Genomic DNA, 15,577 nt, shown 5'->3' on the forward strand with positions numbered 1-15,577 from the left:
CATGGCCCCCGTCTTCGCCCACGGCCGGCTCCGTCTCTACCTGCTGAAGCTGCTGGACGAGGCCCCCCGCCACGGCTACGAGGTCATCCGCCTCCTGGAGGAGCGCTTCCAGGGCCTGTACGCCCCCTCCGCCGGCACCGTGTACCCGCGCCTGGCCAAGCTGGAGCAGGAGGGCCTGGTCACCCACTCCACCGAGGGCGGCCGCAAGGTGTACTCCCTCACCGACGCCGGTCGCGCCGAACTCGCCTCCCGCGAGGACGAGCTGGCCGACCTGGAGAACGAGATCCGCGACTCGGTCTCCTCCCTGGCCGCGGAGATCCGCGAGGACGTCCGCGGCGCGGCGGGCGACCTGCGCCGCGAGATCCGGGCCGCCACCCAGCAGGCGACACGCACGCAGCCGAGGAACTCCCAGTCCGACTGGAAGGAGCAGATGCGCCGGTCGAAGGAGGAGATCCGGCAGGCCCGCGAGGAGGCGCGCAACGCCAAGCACGCCGCCAAGGAGGCCCAGGACGCCGCCCGCGACGAGATGCAGCGCATCGCGCGCCGCGTGCAGGAGGAGGTCCAGGACCACGTCCGGCGCGGCGACTGGCAGGCCGGCGTCCGTGAGGGCCTCGCCGAACTCACCCGCGAACTCGGCTCGTTCGGCCGCACGCCCAACTGGCCCCCGCGCGTCAAGCCCGAGCCCGCCGAGACCCCCGAGTGGGGGGCGGAGGACGCCGCCGCGACCGGCGACCCCGCCCGCGACCTCGAACGCCTCCTCGACCGCTTCCGCGACGACGTCCGCGACGCCGCCCGCGACAACGGGGTCGACGCCGACCAGCTCCGCGAGGTGCGCCGCCACCTGTCCACCGCCGCAGCCCACATCGGCGTCGTCCTGCGCGGAAAGCGCAAGGACCAGAAGGACTAGCCGGCCGGCGCCGCACGGACGCCGCAGAGGGCGTCCGTGCGGCGCCGGGTACGGCACGGCACGCAGTCCCGCGCCGCGGCCCCGGAGAACCGTCAGACCGTCAGACCGTCAGGACGACCTTGCCGAACAGGTCGCCGCCGGCCATCTTCTCGAAGCCCTCACGGGCCCGGTCCAGCGGAAGCACGGTGTCGACGACGGGACGGACGCCGGTGACCGCGCAGAAGCTGAGCAGGTCCTCGAGTTCGTCCTTGGTGCCCATGGTGGAGCCGACGACCTTGAGCTCCAGGAAGAAGATCCGGTTGAGTTCCGCGGCCTGGGGGTTGGGGCCGGACGTCGCGCCGGAGATGACGAGAGTGCCGCCCGGCCGCAGCGACTTGACCGAGTGCGACCAGGTGGCGGCGCCCACGGTCTCGATGACGGCGTCCACCCGCCGGGGCAGTCGCGCGCCCGGCTCGAAGGCCGCGTCCGCGCCCAGGTCCTCCGCGCGCTTGCGCTTGGCCTCGTCGCGGCTGGTGGCGTAGACCCGCAGGCCCGCGGCCTTGGCGAGCACGATCGCGGCGGTCGCGACACCGCCGCCGGCGCCCTGGACGAGCACGGAGTCGCCGGGCCGCACACCGGCGTTGGTGAAGAGCATCCGGTAGGCCGTCAGCCACGCCGTGGGCAGGCAGGCGGCCTCCTCGAAGGAGAGTTCCTTCGGCTTGGGCAGCAGGTTCCACGTGGGGACGGAGACCTTCTCGGCGAAGGTGCCCTGGTACTTCTCGGTGAGGATGGAGCGCGGCTCGTCCGGACCGACGCCGTGGCCGCTGAGGCCGACGACCGGGTAGACGACCACCTCGTTGCCGTGCTCGTCGATCCCGGCGGCGTCGCAGCCGAGGATCATCGGCAGGCTCTCCTCGCCGAGGCCCACCCCGCGCAGCGACCACAGGTCGTGGTGGTTGAGGGAGGCGGCCTTGACGGTGACGGTGCTCCAGCCGGGGCGGGCCTCCGGCTCGGGGCGTTCCCCGAGTTCGAGGCCGTTGAGGGGCTGGTCGCGGTCGATGCGGGCGGCGTAGGCAGCGAACATGGCCATGACGCTAGCGGCGCGCGGCACCCCGGCGGAACCGTACCGGGATGTGACACGCGCCGCTGCGCGACGGCCGATGCGGCGACGGGCTCAGCGCCGGGCGACGCCCTCGGCGCGGGCGGCGGCGGCGACGGCCGCGGCGACCGCGGGGGCGACCCGCTCGTCGAAGGGCGACGGGATCACCCGGTCGGCCGACAGATCGCCGTCGACGACGGCGGCCAGCGCCTCGGCGGCGGCGATCTTCATGCCTTCGGTGATGCGGGAGGCCCGCACCTGGAACGCGCCGGAGAAGATGCCGGGGAAGGCGAGCACGTTGTTGATCTGGTTGGGGTAGTCGCTGCGGCCGGTGGCCACGACGGCGGCGTAGCGGTGCGCCACGTCGGGGTGGATCTCCGGCGTCGGATTCGCCATGGCGAAGATGAAGCAGCCCTTGGCCATGCCCGCGACGGCCTCCTCCCGGACGGTGCCGCCGGAGACGCCGATGAAGACGTCCGCGCCCTCCAGGGCCTCCTCGAGCGAGCCGGTGAGGCCGGTTCTGTTGGTGTACGAGGCCAGTTCGCGCTTGGCCGGGTTGAGGTCGTCGCGCCCGGCGTGCACCACGCCCTTGCGGTCGGTGACGGCGACGTCGCCGATGCCCGCCTCGACCAGGATCTTGGCGATCGCGACTCCCGCGGCGCCGGCGCCGGAGATCACCGCGCGCAGTTCGCCGAGCGTACGGCCGGTCAGCCGGGCGGCGTTGCGCAGCGCGGCCAGGGTGACGACGGCCGTGCCGTGCTGGTCGTCGTGGAACACCGGGATGTCCAGGCGCTCCTGGAGCTTGCGCTCGATCTCGAAGCAGCGGGGCGCGGAGATGTCCTCCAGGTTCACCCCACCGAAGGACGGCGCGATGCGCACGACGGTCTCGACGATCTCGTCCACGTCGGTCGTGGCGAGCGCGATCGGCACCGCGTCGACCCCGCCGAACTGCTTGAAGAGGATCGCCTTGCCCTCCATCACCGGGAGCGAGGCCTCGGGGCCGATGTCACCCAGGCCCAGCACCGCGGTGCCGTCGGTGACGACGGCGACCACCTGGGACTTCCACGTGTAGTCGTAGACCAGCTCGGGCTTCTCGGCGATGGCCGTGCACACGCGCGCGACGCCCGGGGTGTACGCGAGCGACAGATCGTCGGCGTTCCGCACCGGGACGGTCGCGGACACCTCCATCTTGCCGCCGCGGTGCAGCGCGAAGGCCGGGTCCACCGGGCTTTCGGGACCTTCACTGCCTGCGCTGTCACCGGATTCACTGCCGTCGGTGCGAGGATTCAGAATCTCCGCTGCCACTTTCGACCCCTTTGTCCGAATTATCAATGAGGGTACTACCCCCTGCGACAGGGGATAGGTGGGCTCGGCTTCCGCGCCCGGGTGCAGAGTGGTCCCGGGCAGCCCGGACGCCGGGCGCGCCGCACGCGCGCCGTGGGCCCCAGGTGAGGGGTAAGGGTCTGTTGTACCGGAAGACGGTTTCCGCCGACGAGCAGGCTTCACCGTTCCGCGGTGCCGCACATCGGAGGGTTCCTCAGGAACGCGACAAGTCGTCCGAATAGCGGGACGGCGAAGGTGACGCACGCAACGTCGCACCGCGGCCTCATCCCGGTCCGGCCTTGGTGTACCGGCCCGGAGGGGTCCAGGGGATCGCCCGTTATGCGATTTTGACACAACCGGACACCTATGAAGACATGCCCAGATGGCAAGATGCGTGGATCACACGCTGTAGCGATAACCGAATACATGTACCCGGATGATCGGCTACTCCAGGACTCCCGCAGGAGGAACCAGCAATGACCGCACCCACCCCCCGTCGCTCGACCGTGACGAGCCGCTTCGCCGTGGTCGGAGCGATCGCGGTCGCCGGTGCCCTCGTGCTCACCGGCTGCGGCGACCAGACCGACAAGGGCACCTCGGCGTCCCCCTCCACCGGCGCCTCCAAGGCACCGCTGTTCGACAAGCTGCCTGAGTCGGTGCAGTCCGCCGGCGTGATCAAGGTCGGCTCGGACATCGCCTACGCGCCCGTGGAGTTCGTCGACGGCGGAAAGACCGTCGGCGTGGACCCGGACCTGGCCGACGCGCTGGGCGAGCAGCTCGGCGTGAAGTTCGAGTTCAACAACGGCACGTTCGACACCCTGCTCACGGGTCTGCGCGGCAAGCGCTACGACATGGTGATGTCCGCGATGAGCGACACCAAGAACCGCCAGGACGGCGTGGACTCCACCACGGGCAAGAAGGTCGGCGAGGGTGTCGACTTCGTCGACTACTTCACCGCCGGCTCCTCGATCATCGTGAAGAAGGGCAACCCGGAGGGCATCAAGTCGCTCGCCGACCTGTGCGGCAAGAACGTCGCCGTGCAGCGCGGCACCACCTCGCAGGACCTGCTCAAGGCGCAGAAGTGCGACAAGCCGATGAAGATCCAGCCCTTCGACACCGACGCGGACGCGCAGACCCGCCTCAAGGCCGGTGGCGTGGTCGCCGACGTCTCGGACTTCCCCGTGGCGGCCTACGCGGTGAAGACCTCCGGCGGCGGCCAGAACTTCGAGCTCGCCGGCGACCAGGTCGAGGCCGGCCCCTACGGCATCGCCGTGTCGAAGTCCAACACCCAGCTGCGTGACGCCCTCCAGGCCGCGCTGGACGCCATCATCAAGGACGGCTCCTACACCAAGGTGATGGAGAAGTGGGGCGTCACCGACGGCGCCGTCACCGAGGCGAAGGTCAACGGCGGCTCCTGAGCCAGGACGGCAGGAGGCACTTCTCATGGCAGACATGTCAGAACCGAATGACGAGGACAAGGCGGCCCCCGCCGGCACCCCGGCCGGGCCGCCCGTCACCGTGACCTCGCACCCCGAGGCCATCAAGGCGATCCCCGTGCGGCACTACGGCCGCTGGGTCTCCGCCGTGGTGGTGCTCGCGGTGCTGGCCCTGCTCGTCAACGCGTTCGCCAACGCGAACATCAACTACGCGGCGATCCCGGACTTCCTGTTCGACTCCGCCGTCCTCAAGGGCCTGCGCAACACCGTGATCATCACGGTCGTCGCCATGGTCGTCGGCCTGCTGCTGGGCATCGTCCTCGCGGTGATGCGCCTGTCGAAGAACCCGGTCACCTCCTCGGTGGCCTGGGGCTACATCTGGTTCTTCCGCGGCACTCCGGTCTACGTCCAGCTGCTGATCTGGTTCAACCTGGCGCTGATCTTCCCGGTCATCGATCTCGGCTTCTACAAAGACGAGATGAACCAGTTCATGACCCCGTTCATGGCCGCGCTGCTGGGCCTGGGGCTGAACGAGGCCGCGTACATGTCCGAGATCGTGCGGGCGGGCATCCAGTCCGTCGACGAGGGCCAGACCGAGGCGTCCCACGCGCTCGGCATGACCCAGGGCCAGAACCTGCGCCGCGTCGTGCTCCCGCAGGCGATGCGGGTGATCGTGCCGCCGAGCGGCAACGAGTTCATCAACATGCTGAAGACCTCGTCGCTGGCGGCACAGGCCGCGCAGTACGCGGAGCTGCTGCGCTCCACCACCGACATCGGCAACACCACCGGCGCCACGGTCGAGATGCTCTTCCTCGCCGCGGTCTGGTACCTGGTGCTCACCTCGGTGTTCTCCGTCGGCCAGTACTACCTGGAGCGCCGCTACGCACGGGGCACGACGCGCAACCTGCCGCCCACCCCGTGGCAGAGGATCAAGCAGAACCTGGGCACGGTCCGCCGCAGCCCGGTCGCGGGAGGTGCCTGATGACCGACTTCAGCAAGGGCACCGGCGGCCATCCCATGGTCAAGGCCGAAGCGGTGCACAAGCACTTCGGCCCGGCCCACATCCTCAAGGGCATCGACCTGGAGGTCGCGCCCCGTGAGGTGTTCTGCCTGATCGGCCCGTCCGGCTCGGGCAAGTCCACGTTCCTGCGCTGCATCAACCACCTGGAGCAGATCAGCGCGGGCCGGCTGTCGGTGGACGGCGAACTCGTCGGCTACCGGCAGAAGGGCGACAAGCTCTACGAGCTCAAGGACCGCGAGGTCGCCGCCAAGCGCCGCGACATCGGGATGGTCTTCCAGCGCTTCAACCTCTTCCCGCACATGACCGCGATGGAGAACATCATCGAGGCCCCGGTGCGCGTGAAGAAGGAGTCCAAGGCCGTCGCCCGCGAGCGGGCCGTGCGGCTGCTGGACCGGGTCGGCCTCGGCGACAAGGCCGGTCACTACCCCTCGCAGCTCTCCGGTGGCCAGCAGCAGCGCGTGGCCATCGCCCGCGCGCTGGCGATGGAGCCGAAGCTGATGCTCTTCGACGAGCCGACCTCCGCGCTCGACCCCGAGCTCGTCGGCGACGTCCTGGACGTCATGCGCGGGCTGGCCGAGGACGGCATGACCATGATCGTCGTGACGCACGAGATGGGCTTCGCCCGCGAGGTCGGCGACGCGCTGGTCTTCATGGACGACGGTGTGGTGGTCGAGGCCGGCCACCCCCGCGACGTGCTGACCAACCCGCAGCACGACCGCACCAAAACGTTCCTGTCCAAGGTGCTCTGACCAGAGCCCCACCGGCACGGGAACAGAGACGACGAGGGACGGCGCCCGGCGGCGCCGTCCCTCGTCGTTCGTCCCCCGGTGTCCGCGGGTCCGGGTCAGCGCAGCCCGAGGACGATCGCGTCCGTCGCCGAGCGCCAGATCTCCCGCGCCTCGCCGAAGCCCGCCTCGCGCAGGGCCGCGACGTGCCAGGAGGGCGGCAGTTCGTCGCCGTCCGCGTGGGAGCCGTAGATCGCGTAGCGCTCCTCGGTGGGGCCGGCGAGCAGCGGGTCGGCCCTGGCGGTCGCCCACCACTGCTCCCAGTCCAGGACGCCCGCGGCCTTCTCCCGGTCGCGGCGGGCGCGGTCGAAGGAGCGGACGGCGGCGTTGAGCCGCGGGGTGGACGCGTCGGGCATGTGGTCGGCGTTCATCAGCACGCCGCCGTCGCGCAGGAGCCCGGCGAGCGTGCCGTACAGGGCGCCGAGCGGACCGGGCTCGAGCCAGTGCAGGGCGGTGGCGGTGAGCACGGCGTCGTAGCGGTCGTGCGGCAGCCGGTCCGGCCACTGCGGGTCGCGCAGGTCGGCGGTGACGAACTCGACGCGCCGTTCGCCGGCGAAGTGCCCGCGGGCGATCGTGAGCAGCGCCGGATCGAGGTCGACCCCGGTGGACGTCGCCCCGGGGAACCGGCGCAGCAGGCGGTCGGAGATACTGCCGGTGCCACACGCGAGGTCCAGCACCCGGGGTTCCGGGCCGACGAGGGCCTCGACCATGTCGAGCATGACCCGGAAACGCTCCTCGCGGTCCGGGAGGTACCACTCCTGCTGCCGGTCCCAGCTGTCCTGCCAGGCCCGCCAGTCGGCCGCCGTGGCGGTTTCGGACATACGAATCCCCTCCAGATGTAATACCCTGAAAGCCGGATCAGCCATTACCGACCTTAGAGCGCGGGAGTAAGGACTACAAGTGGAACTGGCCCATTACTCAGACCTCGCTTCGCGCCTGGTGAACAGCGAGGAGCCCGAGCGCGGCATCGACACCCTGACCTCGGTGGACGCCGTACGGGCCCTGTTCGGACCGGCAAGCCTGGCGGCGAGCAGGATCACGGAGGCCGATGTGCAGCGGCTGCGCGGCGTGCGCACCCGGCTGCGGGGCGTCTTCGAGTCCGCCTCCGAGGGCGACGAGGTCCGCGCCGTGGACCTGCTGAACTCACTGCTGCTGGAGTTCCCGGTCAGCCCGCAGATCTCCGGCCACGAGTACCTGGACGAGAGCGGCCGGCCGGACTGGCACATGCACCTGGCCGAGCACGCCGCCACCGCGACCGCGTCCTACGCCGCGACCGCCTGCATGGGCCTGGCGTTCCAGCTCACCGACCTCGGGGTGGACCGGCTCGGCATCTGCCAGGCCACCGCCTGCCGCAACGCGTACATCGACACGTCGACCAACCACTCGCGCCGCTACTGCTCCGACCGCTGCGCCACCCGGGCCAACGTCGCGGCCTACCGCGCCCGCAAGCGCCTGGAGAACGACCGGTCCGCCCTCAGCGGCCGCACCGACGACGCCACCCAGCCCGCCACACCGGCCACCGACCGCTGAACCTCGGTCGGCGGCCGGAACCGGCCGATCCCCCGGGCGAGCACCATCTCGTCCGGGACGGTGCCGAACTCCCGGCTGTCGTTCTCCACAAAGGTGTTGTCGCCCAGCACCCACCACCCGCCCTCGCGCCGCTCCACGGCGCGTTTGACGATCAGCAGGTCCTGCTGCAGCGGATGGCGCATCACCACGACCTCGCCCTCACGGACGTCGTCGGCGCCCGCGACATGGCGCACGAGCAACCAGTCGCCGTGGACCAGCGTCGGCGCCATCGACGGACCTGTGACTTCGACCAGCTGGAACGACACTCTCCTCCTCTGCCCAGCCCCCGGCTCCCGCATGCTCCGCCTCCTCGTCCCGTCCTCCACCAGCCCAGGGTGTCACCAGACTTTTGTCCTCAGCACCAAGGGGCCCCGAGAAAACCACTCGGACAGGGAGTAATCTCGCTCGTGGAAAGACGATCACGAGGAAGGACAGTCATGCTCGCTCGCCTGTTCGCGCCCAAGGTGAAGGTCAGCGCCCACTGCGACCTGCCCTGCGGCGTTTACGACCCGGCCCAGGCCCGCATCGAGGCGCAGTCCGTCAAGGCGGTCCAGGAGAAGTACCAGGCCAACGAGGACCCGCACTTCCGCGCGCGCGCCATCGTCATCAAGGAGCAGCGTGCGGAGCTCGTCAAGCACCACCTCTCGGTGCTGTGGAGCGACTACTTCAAGGCCCCGCACTTCGAGAAGTACCCCCAGCTGCACCAGCTCTTCAACGACGCCCTGAAGGCCGGCAGCGCCGCGAAGGCGTCCACCGACCCGGCGACGGGCCAGAAGCTGCTGGACCTGATCGACCAGATCGACGCCATCTTCCAGGAGACGAAGAAGGCCTGACCTGGCATCGGCAGGTGTGCGCCCGGCCGCTTCTGCGGCCGGGCGCTGCCGTTCCCGGGACCACACACCGTCAGACGGCTTGCCCCGGGCGCATTCCCCCGCGGTCGCGGACGGCCGGCGGCGGCACCGGGGAAGGGGTGCCGCGCACGCGGCGCAGGAATTCCAGCTCGTCCAGTACGCACAGGACCGTCATGGGGAGCAGTGGTTCGGGGGCCGGCGGCCTGCGGCGCGGCCCCGCGAGACGACGGACCAGGCCGGCGGCGCGCGGCAGGACGCCGTGGCCCGGCCGGAGCGGGCGCGGGCGCCGTCGCAGCCGGAGGACCGCGCGCATCTAGGACGCCACCGGTCTGGAACGCAGCCAGCAGATCACGGCGTTGACCGTCGGATAGTCCAGTTCGGCGATCCGGGCGACGGCCCACGCGTCGTCACCGCGCATGCGGACCCCGGCGGCGTCGAGCGCACAGTGCAGCATGACCTGGTGGGCCTGCGTGGCGGGCAGGGTCTGCCCCGGCGGGATGTGCCGCCGCAGCGACGAGGAGATCGGCAGGGGCGGCGTCGGTCGTTCCACAGTCATACGCGGATTCCCTCGAAGTAGTCGGACAGGGCACTGGTGAGTTCCGGCCTGCTGTACCACTCCCGGTGGCCGATGAGTTCGGTGTACGCACGGGACCAGAAGGCCGCGACCACCGCGTGGTCGGCGCGGTCGGCGACCAGGCCGGTGGGCGGGGCCAGTCCGCCCGCGTGCGCCCGGTCGGTGAAGACGAGCGTGACGAGGGGGGCGCGCTCGTTCTCGGCACCCGCGTCGGCGGGTGCCGCGTCGCGCAGGACGGCCCTGCTCAGGGCGTCCGCGGCGACGCCGGCCGCGGGTGCCGGCCCCGTGCTCCAGCCCATCAGCCGCCGGCTGTGGACCTCCAGGACGACCACGCACAGCACCTCGCCCTGCCGGGTGGGCAGGGAGACGGCGTCGGTCACCCACAGCCGCCCGGGAACGCCCGACCTCCCCTGGAGACCGGCCCTGCGCATGAGCAGTTCGACCGTGCCGTGACTGACCGCGACCCCGTGCCGCAACAGCAGTTCCTCGTGGACACGGCGGTATCCGAAGGTGCCGCGGGAGGCGGTGTGGATCGAGGTGATGAGCTCGGTGAGCCATGCGTGACGCAGGGAGCGCGCCGACGGGGTGCGATTGCGCCAGGTGAAGTAGCCCGACTCGGAGGTGCCGAGCACGCGGGTGGCGGTGCGCACCGGCAGCCCCTCCCCCGCCATCATGTGCACGGCCTCGAAACGCCTTTTGGGGACACCACATCGCGCAGCAGTTCTGTCACGCGCCGGTGCACGGCAAGTTCGGTCTCCAGCTCGCTGATGCGCCTGCGCGCCGCGCTGAGGTCGGCGCCGGTCGTCGGCAGCCGGCGCTTCCTGCCCAGGTGCGGCAGGTGGGTGCGCCGCCACTGGTAGACCGTCTGGTCGCTGAGGTCGAGTACGTCGGCGACCTTCCGTACGGGCTCACCGGCGGTCAGCAGATCGAGGGCCTTGCGGCGCAGCTCGGGCGGGTAACGACGAGTGGGCACTTCTTTTCCTCCGGGGGAGCCGGTTCGGGGTGTGCCCCGGACCGGGGCCCGCCCTGGGGATAAGGGGGTGTGTGCGGGCGGGCCCCGGTCCGGGAGTTCGGGAGTTCGGGATTTCGGGAAACGTTTCAGCTGACGTGGCGCCGCATGCTGACGGTGGGCTGGAAGTCGTTCAGCGGGCTCACGCCGCGTCCGGCCGGTACCGCGTCCGCCGCCCGTCCGAGGATCGCCCTGACCTCGGCGGCCAGGGCGTCGGCCCGGCTCTCGACCACGTCGGCCGAGTCGTCGCAGCGCTCCAGGGCGGCCAGCCGGCGGCGGACGTCGGCGAGCCGGGCGCGGTCGGCCCTGCCCAGGACGAGCGGGCGCGGCGTCGCGACGATGAACTGGTACGCGCCGGCGAAGGTCTGGCAGCCGGCGCAGTGCTCGTTGACGGCGCGGCTGATGTTCGTGGCGGTGATCCGCCGGATGTCGACACCCGATGTGGTGACGATCTGGAAGGACAGGGCGACCGAGCGGCACGGCCGGTCGAGCGAGCAGCCGACGGAGGCGGCGACCGCCCGGTTGTGCGCGACGGCGGCGACGAGCGGACCGTACTCGTGGACGGAGAACGAGTCGTCGTACTGGACCCGGTGGACGCGGTTGGCCAGCGTGTGGGCCTCGTCCACGGCGGCGGCCACATCGCGGGGGATGCTCGACCGCGGTGCCACGACCGCGCCGGCCGGGGCCGCCGTGGCGAGGGCGGCCAGTCCTGCGGTGGCCAGCATGACCGGCCCGACGGCCTTGCGGCCGAACGTGCCGGTGCGGGGCTTTCGGTGCGTCACGTGCTTCTCCTGTACGGGTGTGCGGAAGGGGGGTGTGCAACTGGAGGGGACCGGCCGCGCGTCACGAGGGGAAGGGCGCGGGGCTGATGAAGGTGAACGGCGGGGTGGACGGGGGCACCGACGGCGTCACCGAATCCGAGGGCGAGGCACTGGGCGAGCCCTCGGACGGACTGGGCCCGGCCGTTCCGGTGGCCGGGCTGCCGCTGGGGGTCGGGCCGCTGCGGGTGGGCTGCGGCTGGGCGGAGGTCCTGACGGCCGAGGGTGAGGCGCTGGGCGTCGCCGGAGCTGAGGAGGAGGCGCTCGGCGACGGTGACGCGGACGGCTCGGCCGTCAGGGGCACGGTGCTCGCCGCCGGGGGCAGCGAGGGCGGGGTCGTGCTGGGCAGCGGCGACGGTGCCACGGTGCGCAGCGGCCGGACGTCCGGCACCCCGGGCTGCAGGATCGGCGCGATCGGCGGCTGCGGCGGCAGCGGTTTGGGCGTCACGCCGCCCAGCCACGCGCCGCACAGCGCGGCGCCTCCCGCCAGGACGACCCCGCAAATGGCCAGCCGCAAGCGCAGGTTGCCCGCAGTGGCCCGGACCGCGGCGCGCACCACCCGGCCGCCGAGGCGGACCGACAGATATGCCGCGCCGGCCAGCGGGCAGATCAGCATGAGGCTGCCGAGGATGCCGACCAGGCCCGCGGCGATCTCACCGTCGGCGAAGGCGAACCAGGTCCCGGCCAGTTGCTCGGCCAGCGAGCGCAGACTCGTGGCCAGCAGCCGCGGCAGGTTCCACAGCACGTAGCCGAGTTCGGCGAGCAGCAGCGGCACCATGGTGACGACCCACGCGGTGACGATGACCCGGGCGGAGCGCTTGAGGTCGGCGACGTCCGGGTGGACCGGGCGGCCCGGCCGCATGCTGAGCAGGATGGGCTTGATCTTGCCGAAGAGATCGGGGACCCCGGCCAGGTCGCCGAGGATGTAGTAGCCGTCGAGCCGCACGGCCGGCATCAGCTGCTCGACGATCTCGAAGTGCGCGAGGTAGATCGCGCCGAGGAAGAAGGACTGCCCGGTGGCGAAGTACCCGCCGGCCAGGGCCAGTATGAAGACGACGTTGAAGTAGACGCCGCCCAGGTCGGTGCGCATGCGCCCGGCCCGGCCGATCCGGTACACGTCGGTGACGTCGGTGTACATGGACGGCCAGATCAGGAAGAGCCCGCAGCCGATGGCCCCGGGCCGGGCGCCGCTGTAGCGGCATGCCGACGCGTGCCCGAACTCGTGGAAGACCAGCGAGGCCACCGTCAGCGCGAACACCACCAGCATCAGCACCGGCTGTTCCAGTACCTCGAGCACCGGCGTCATCGCGCCGTGCACCACGAACAGCCAGAACTCCATGACGACGGCCGCGCCGAGAACCAGCGCGACCACCGGTGGGCGGTGCAGCCAGGCCAGGACGTCCGCGATCCGGGCGACCTGCCGCTCGCACAGCACCACCCGGTGGCCCTTGAGGACCAGCAGAAGGTCCGCGGTCGGACCGCTGACCTTGTCGCTCTCCTGGTCGAACGGCACGGTGACGCCGAGCGGCTGGAGCTTGTGCTCGATCAGATAGTGGATGTTGTCCGCGCTGACCTCGCGGCCGAACCGGCCGCTCACCCGGTGCGAGACGGCCTCGGTGTCCCGGCGGCCGTCGATGGCGCCGGCGACCAGGTAGAGCAGCCTGCTCAGCTGCACGACCTGCCCGTCTCCCCGGCGGACCAGGTAGCGGGGCTCGGTGAAGCCCGATCCCTGGTATTCGCCCAGGAGTTGGAGTCCCGCGCCGAGGCGCGGAACCGGAAAGCCGGTGTCGTCCGCGGGTGCGTTCTCATCCGCCTCGTACACCGCCGTTCCCGTGGGGCCGGGACTGCCCGCCCTGTGACTGTGGGGCACCGTCTGCTCTTCCTCCCGAGGCGGACCGCACCGCGCCGGGCGCGGTCCGCACGGACACGGGGTGTGGTTACTGGCGGATGCTGATCGCCTGGGTGGCCTCGGACTGGGCGACCGCGAACGGCGAGTCGACGTTGACGGCGAGCGAGTCGTTGTGGGCCTCGACGTGCGCGACGTGCTTGGTCACGTGCGTCGTCTTGACGAAGCTGAACTTCAGCTTGCCCAGGGCCTCGCGGCCGGGCAGCAGCTCCGCGGACTCGGCGTCGAGCTGGTCGTTGTTCATGAACGGGTACCTCTCTCGGAAGATGTGATGCGCGTCGCCGCGGACTACTGGCAGATGCTGATGGCCTGGGTGGCCTGCGACTGCGCGACGGCGTACGGGGAGTCGACGTTGACGGCCAGCGACTGGTTGTGGGCGTCGACGTGCGCAACGTGCTTGGTCACGTGCGTCGTCTTGACGAAGCTGAACTTCAGCTTGCCCAGGGCCTCGCGGCCGGGCAGCAGCTCCGCGGACTCGCTGTCCAGCTCTCGCATGTCGAGCATGAAGGTTCCTTCGGACGAGGGGCGTGGGCAGGGAGCGGATCCCAGGATCCGTCCATCCACGCCGGACGAACTGTCTGACGGCGTTGGACAGTAGCCGCGCACCCCACCCCCGGCAAGCGTCCCGGCCGATCCCGACGGACCGTCAACTGTGCCGCGAGTGACGGGAAACGACAGGTGGGAGGCCAACTCGCCACCGGCCGGCCACACACCTCGGCCGTGCCGTTATCACCCGAACGGGTCAATCCGCCTGCTGCCCGAACTGAGGAAGTCCCCATGGAAGGGGCGAAGTCCGGCCAAACGGTGGCTATCCTCTCGAACTCCGAGGCGCGAGAGCCGACCAAGCCTCCAGCGAGAGGGGTGCAGGTGCTTTTCGTTCAAGGGGCGTCCGCGACCGCAGTCGTCCGCCACCGGACAGGAGAGTCCGTTGTCCTGCTTTCCGGCGAACTCCCCGCTGTGCTGACCCCGTCGAGTCTGAACGAACTGCTGAATCTGGCCGCGGCCGTTCTGACCCAGGAGGAGATGGAGCTGTTCCGCAGCTGCCTGACCGCGCTGCGCTGCGGGGAGAAACTCCAGGAACGCCGCATCGAGGTCAGCGGCGCGGTCCTCACCGTCCACAGCAGCTGAAATACATCACGCGGAATTTGGCAGACGGCATTTCCGGGGCATTTATAAAAACAACTCACGCGACCCGACATGCCGAATACCGATCACCCTGGAGGGTGTTTCCCGGGACCGTCCCGGAAAGCGCTCCGAGCAGCCGACAGTGAAGCTCACAGGCGGTTTTCCACCTCGTCAACGCCCCCTCCCGAGGTCGTCCGATCGGCCTCCATGGCACCCGTCGCCGAATGAATTCCGGCCGGTCGCCGAGTAACGTCTGGCGGGCCATCCGGCAATTCATCCACCGTGAGGAGAAAACCGATGAGAAAACTCGCTCGGGCCGCCGCGACGACCGCTCTGGCAGCCGTCGCGGTGATCGTGCCGCTCACCGGCACGGCCGAGGCCGCGCCCTCGCACGCCGTGACCGGCGGCTGGGACCGGGACAACGACGGAGGCTGGGGCCGGGGCCATGACGGAGGCTGGGGCCGGGGCCACGACGGCGGCTGGTGCGGAGGCCACCACCGGGGCGGGGTCCGGCTGTGGACCTACTACCGGTGGAGCAACCACTGGGGCAACGGCCGGGGCTGGGACAACCGCGGAGGTGATCGGTTCGGTTTCGGACGCGAACGCTTCGACTTCGGACGCGACGGGAGGGACTGCGGCTGCGGCGACGGTTTCCGTGGCGGGCGCTTCTGATCCCGCCGGCTCATGAGGCGGGCCCCCGGGGGGCGCATTCCCCCGGGGGCCCGCCCTTGCCCGCCATTGTGCTCGGTCAGCTGCTGTGGACGGTGAGGACCGCGCCGCTGACCTCGATGCGGCGTTCCTGGAGTTTCTCCCCGCAGCGCAGCGCGGTCAGGCAGTTGCGGAACAGCTCCATCTCCTCCTGGGTCAGAACGGCCGCGGCCAGATTCAGCAGTTCGTTCAGACTCGACGGGGTCAGCACAGCGGGGAGTTCGCCGGAAAGCAGGACAACGGACTCTCCTGTCCGGTGGCGGACGACTGCGGTCGCGGACGCCCCTTGAACGAAAAGCACCTGCACCCCTCTCACCGGAGGCTCCGGGGGCTTACCCACTCGTCCCGGGACTGGAGAGAATATCCCTGTTCCCCCCGCCCTTTGCCCCTTCTTGGGTGACTTCACCACCACCCATCACGGCAGGACCGACATGGGCATGCCCTTCCGGACGGGATGCCCCGGTCAG

At 70.8% G+C, this 15,577-nt stretch carries 21 protein-coding genes; 8 read left to right on the plus strand and 13 right to left on the minus strand.

The genetic code is table 11. The features are described 5' to 3' along the window. The first annotated feature begins 1 nt into the window (after position 1). Positions 2–907, plus strand: coding sequence for a PadR family transcriptional regulator (locus RV983_RS13045; protein ID WP_475985957.1), 906 nt, complete (start codon positions 2–4; stop codon positions 905–907). A gap of 100 nt (positions 908–1,007) precedes the next feature. Here the strand turns inward: RV983_RS13045 and RV983_RS13050 are convergent, their stop codons facing one another. After that, the gene (locus RV983_RS13050; RefSeq protein WP_475985958.1) at positions 1,008–1,970 is read right to left on the minus strand and encodes a zinc-binding dehydrogenase; all 963 of its coding nucleotides are present in this window, start codon (positions 1,968–1,970) and stop codon (positions 1,008–1,010) included. 90 nt (positions 1,971–2,060) lie between these two features. Next, on the minus strand, positions 2,061–3,290 hold the full coding sequence (locus RV983_RS13055; RefSeq protein ID WP_475985959.1) for an NAD(P)-dependent malic enzyme: 1,230 nt from the start codon (positions 3,288–3,290) through the stop codon (positions 2,061–2,063). A 494-nt stretch (positions 3,291–3,784) separates the two neighbouring features. Here RV983_RS13055 and RV983_RS13060 point away from each other — a divergent pair, with 494 nt between their 5' ends. The 3 genes from RV983_RS13060 to RV983_RS13070 are packed head-to-tail and all read left to right on the plus strand — an operon-like array spanning position 3,785 to position 6,514. Beyond that, on the plus strand, positions 3,785–4,726 hold the full coding sequence (locus RV983_RS13060) for an ABC transporter substrate-binding protein (protein ID WP_475985960.1): 942 nt from the start codon (positions 3,785–3,787) through the stop codon (positions 4,724–4,726). Between the two features lie 34 nt (positions 4,727–4,760). Beyond that, a complete protein-coding gene (locus tag RV983_RS13065) occupies positions 4,761–5,726 on the plus strand; it encodes an amino acid ABC transporter permease (RefSeq protein ID WP_475985961.1) in 966 nt (321 codons plus the stop codon). Next, positions 5,726–6,514 carry an amino acid ABC transporter ATP-binding protein gene (locus RV983_RS13070; protein WP_475985962.1) on the plus strand — a complete coding sequence of 263 codons (789 nt, stop codon included), beginning with the start codon at positions 5,726–5,728 and terminating at the stop codon, positions 6,512–6,514. Before RV983_RS13065 ends, RV983_RS13070 begins: the two co-directional genes overlap by 1 nt. A 95-nt stretch (positions 6,515–6,609) precedes the next feature. Here RV983_RS13070 and RV983_RS13075 read toward each other — a convergent pair whose 3' ends face one another. Continuing rightward, complete coding sequence (locus tag RV983_RS13075; protein WP_475985963.1) at positions 6,610–7,371, minus strand: class I SAM-dependent methyltransferase; 762 nt, start codon at positions 7,369–7,371, stop codon at positions 6,610–6,612. A gap of 79 nt (positions 7,372–7,450) precedes the next feature. On the opposite strand from RV983_RS13075, the gene RV983_RS13080 reads away from it, so the two are divergent. Beyond that, on the plus strand, positions 7,451–8,080 hold the full coding sequence (locus RV983_RS13080; RefSeq protein WP_475985964.1) for a CGNR zinc finger domain-containing protein: 630 nt from the start codon (positions 7,451–7,453) through the stop codon (positions 8,078–8,080). Here the strand turns inward: RV983_RS13080 and sodX are convergent. Next, entirely contained in the window at positions 7,984–8,418 is a 435-nt protein-coding gene (gene sodX / locus RV983_RS13085) for a nickel-type superoxide dismutase maturation protease (protein WP_475985965.1), read from the minus strand. The two genes, RV983_RS13080 and sodX, sit on opposite strands and share 97 nt — an antisense overlap. A 138-nt stretch (positions 8,419–8,556) precedes the next feature. Here sodX and sodN point away from each other — a divergent pair, with 138 nt between their 5' ends. Then, positions 8,557–8,952 (plus strand): superoxide dismutase, Ni, encoded by a 396-nt coding sequence (gene sodN / locus RV983_RS13090; RefSeq protein ID WP_018563636.1) that lies wholly within the window; start codon positions 8,557–8,559, stop codon positions 8,950–8,952. A gap of 70 nt (positions 8,953–9,022) precedes the next feature. Here sodN and RV983_RS13095 read toward each other — a convergent pair whose 3' ends face one another. The 8 genes from RV983_RS13095 to RV983_RS13130 all read right to left on the minus strand — a co-directional run bounded on the left by RV983_RS13095 (position 9,023) and on the right by RV983_RS13130 (position 13,781). After that, positions 9,023–9,283, minus strand: a complete 261-nt coding sequence (locus tag RV983_RS13095; protein WP_475985966.1) for a hypothetical protein — start codon at positions 9,281–9,283, stop codon at positions 9,023–9,025. Further along, entirely contained in the window at positions 9,284–9,526 is a 243-nt protein-coding gene (locus RV983_RS13100; protein WP_475985967.1) for a hypothetical protein, read from the minus strand. Then, entirely contained in the window at positions 9,523–10,218 is a 696-nt protein-coding gene (locus RV983_RS13105) for an IS3 family transposase (protein ID WP_475990306.1), read from the minus strand. Before RV983_RS13105 ends, RV983_RS13100 begins: the two co-directional genes overlap by 4 nt. Continuing rightward, positions 10,215–10,517, minus strand: a complete 303-nt coding sequence (locus RV983_RS13110; RefSeq protein WP_475985968.1) for a transposase — start codon at positions 10,515–10,517, stop codon at positions 10,215–10,217. The genes RV983_RS13105 and RV983_RS13110 overlap by 4 nt, the downstream gene beginning before the upstream one ends. Before the next feature lie 125 nt (positions 10,518–10,642). After that, on the minus strand, positions 10,643–11,335 hold the full coding sequence (locus tag RV983_RS13115; RefSeq protein WP_475985969.1) for a hypothetical protein: 693 nt from the start codon (positions 11,333–11,335) through the stop codon (positions 10,643–10,645). A gap of 61 nt (positions 11,336–11,396) precedes the next feature. Next, positions 11,397–13,241: a zinc metalloprotease gene (locus RV983_RS13120; RefSeq protein ID WP_475985970.1), complete on the minus strand. Its 1,845-nt coding sequence runs from the start codon at positions 13,239–13,241 to the stop codon at positions 11,397–11,399. Positions 13,242–13,308: 67 nt separating this feature from the next. Beyond that, the gene (locus RV983_RS13125; RefSeq protein ID WP_319665719.1) at positions 13,309–13,521 is read right to left on the minus strand and encodes a hypothetical protein; all 213 of its coding nucleotides are present in this window, start codon (positions 13,519–13,521) and stop codon (positions 13,309–13,311) included. Between the two features lie 44 nt (positions 13,522–13,565). Further along, positions 13,566–13,781, minus strand: coding sequence for a hypothetical protein (locus RV983_RS13130; protein ID WP_475985971.1), 216 nt, complete (start codon positions 13,779–13,781; stop codon positions 13,566–13,568). Positions 13,782–14,234: 453 nt separating this feature from the next. Here RV983_RS13130 and RV983_RS13135 point away from each other — a divergent pair, with 453 nt between their 5' ends. Both RV983_RS13135 and RV983_RS13140 read left to right on the plus strand, forming a co-directional pair. Then, a complete protein-coding gene (locus tag RV983_RS13135) occupies positions 14,235–14,405 on the plus strand; it encodes a hypothetical protein (RefSeq protein ID WP_475985972.1) in 171 nt (56 codons plus the stop codon). A 294-nt stretch (positions 14,406–14,699) separates the two neighbouring features. Continuing rightward, positions 14,700–15,074, plus strand: coding sequence for a hypothetical protein (locus tag RV983_RS13140; protein ID WP_475985973.1), 375 nt, complete (start codon positions 14,700–14,702; stop codon positions 15,072–15,074). A 76-nt stretch (positions 15,075–15,150) separates the two neighbouring features. On the opposite strand, the gene RV983_RS13145 is transcribed toward RV983_RS13140, so the two are convergent. After that, entirely contained in the window at positions 15,151–15,321 is a 171-nt protein-coding gene (locus RV983_RS13145; RefSeq protein WP_475985974.1) for a hypothetical protein, read from the minus strand. Between the last annotated feature and the right edge of the window lie 256 nt (positions 15,322–15,577).

The sequence above is a fragment of the Streptomyces sp. RLA123 genome (assembly GCF_056270165.1).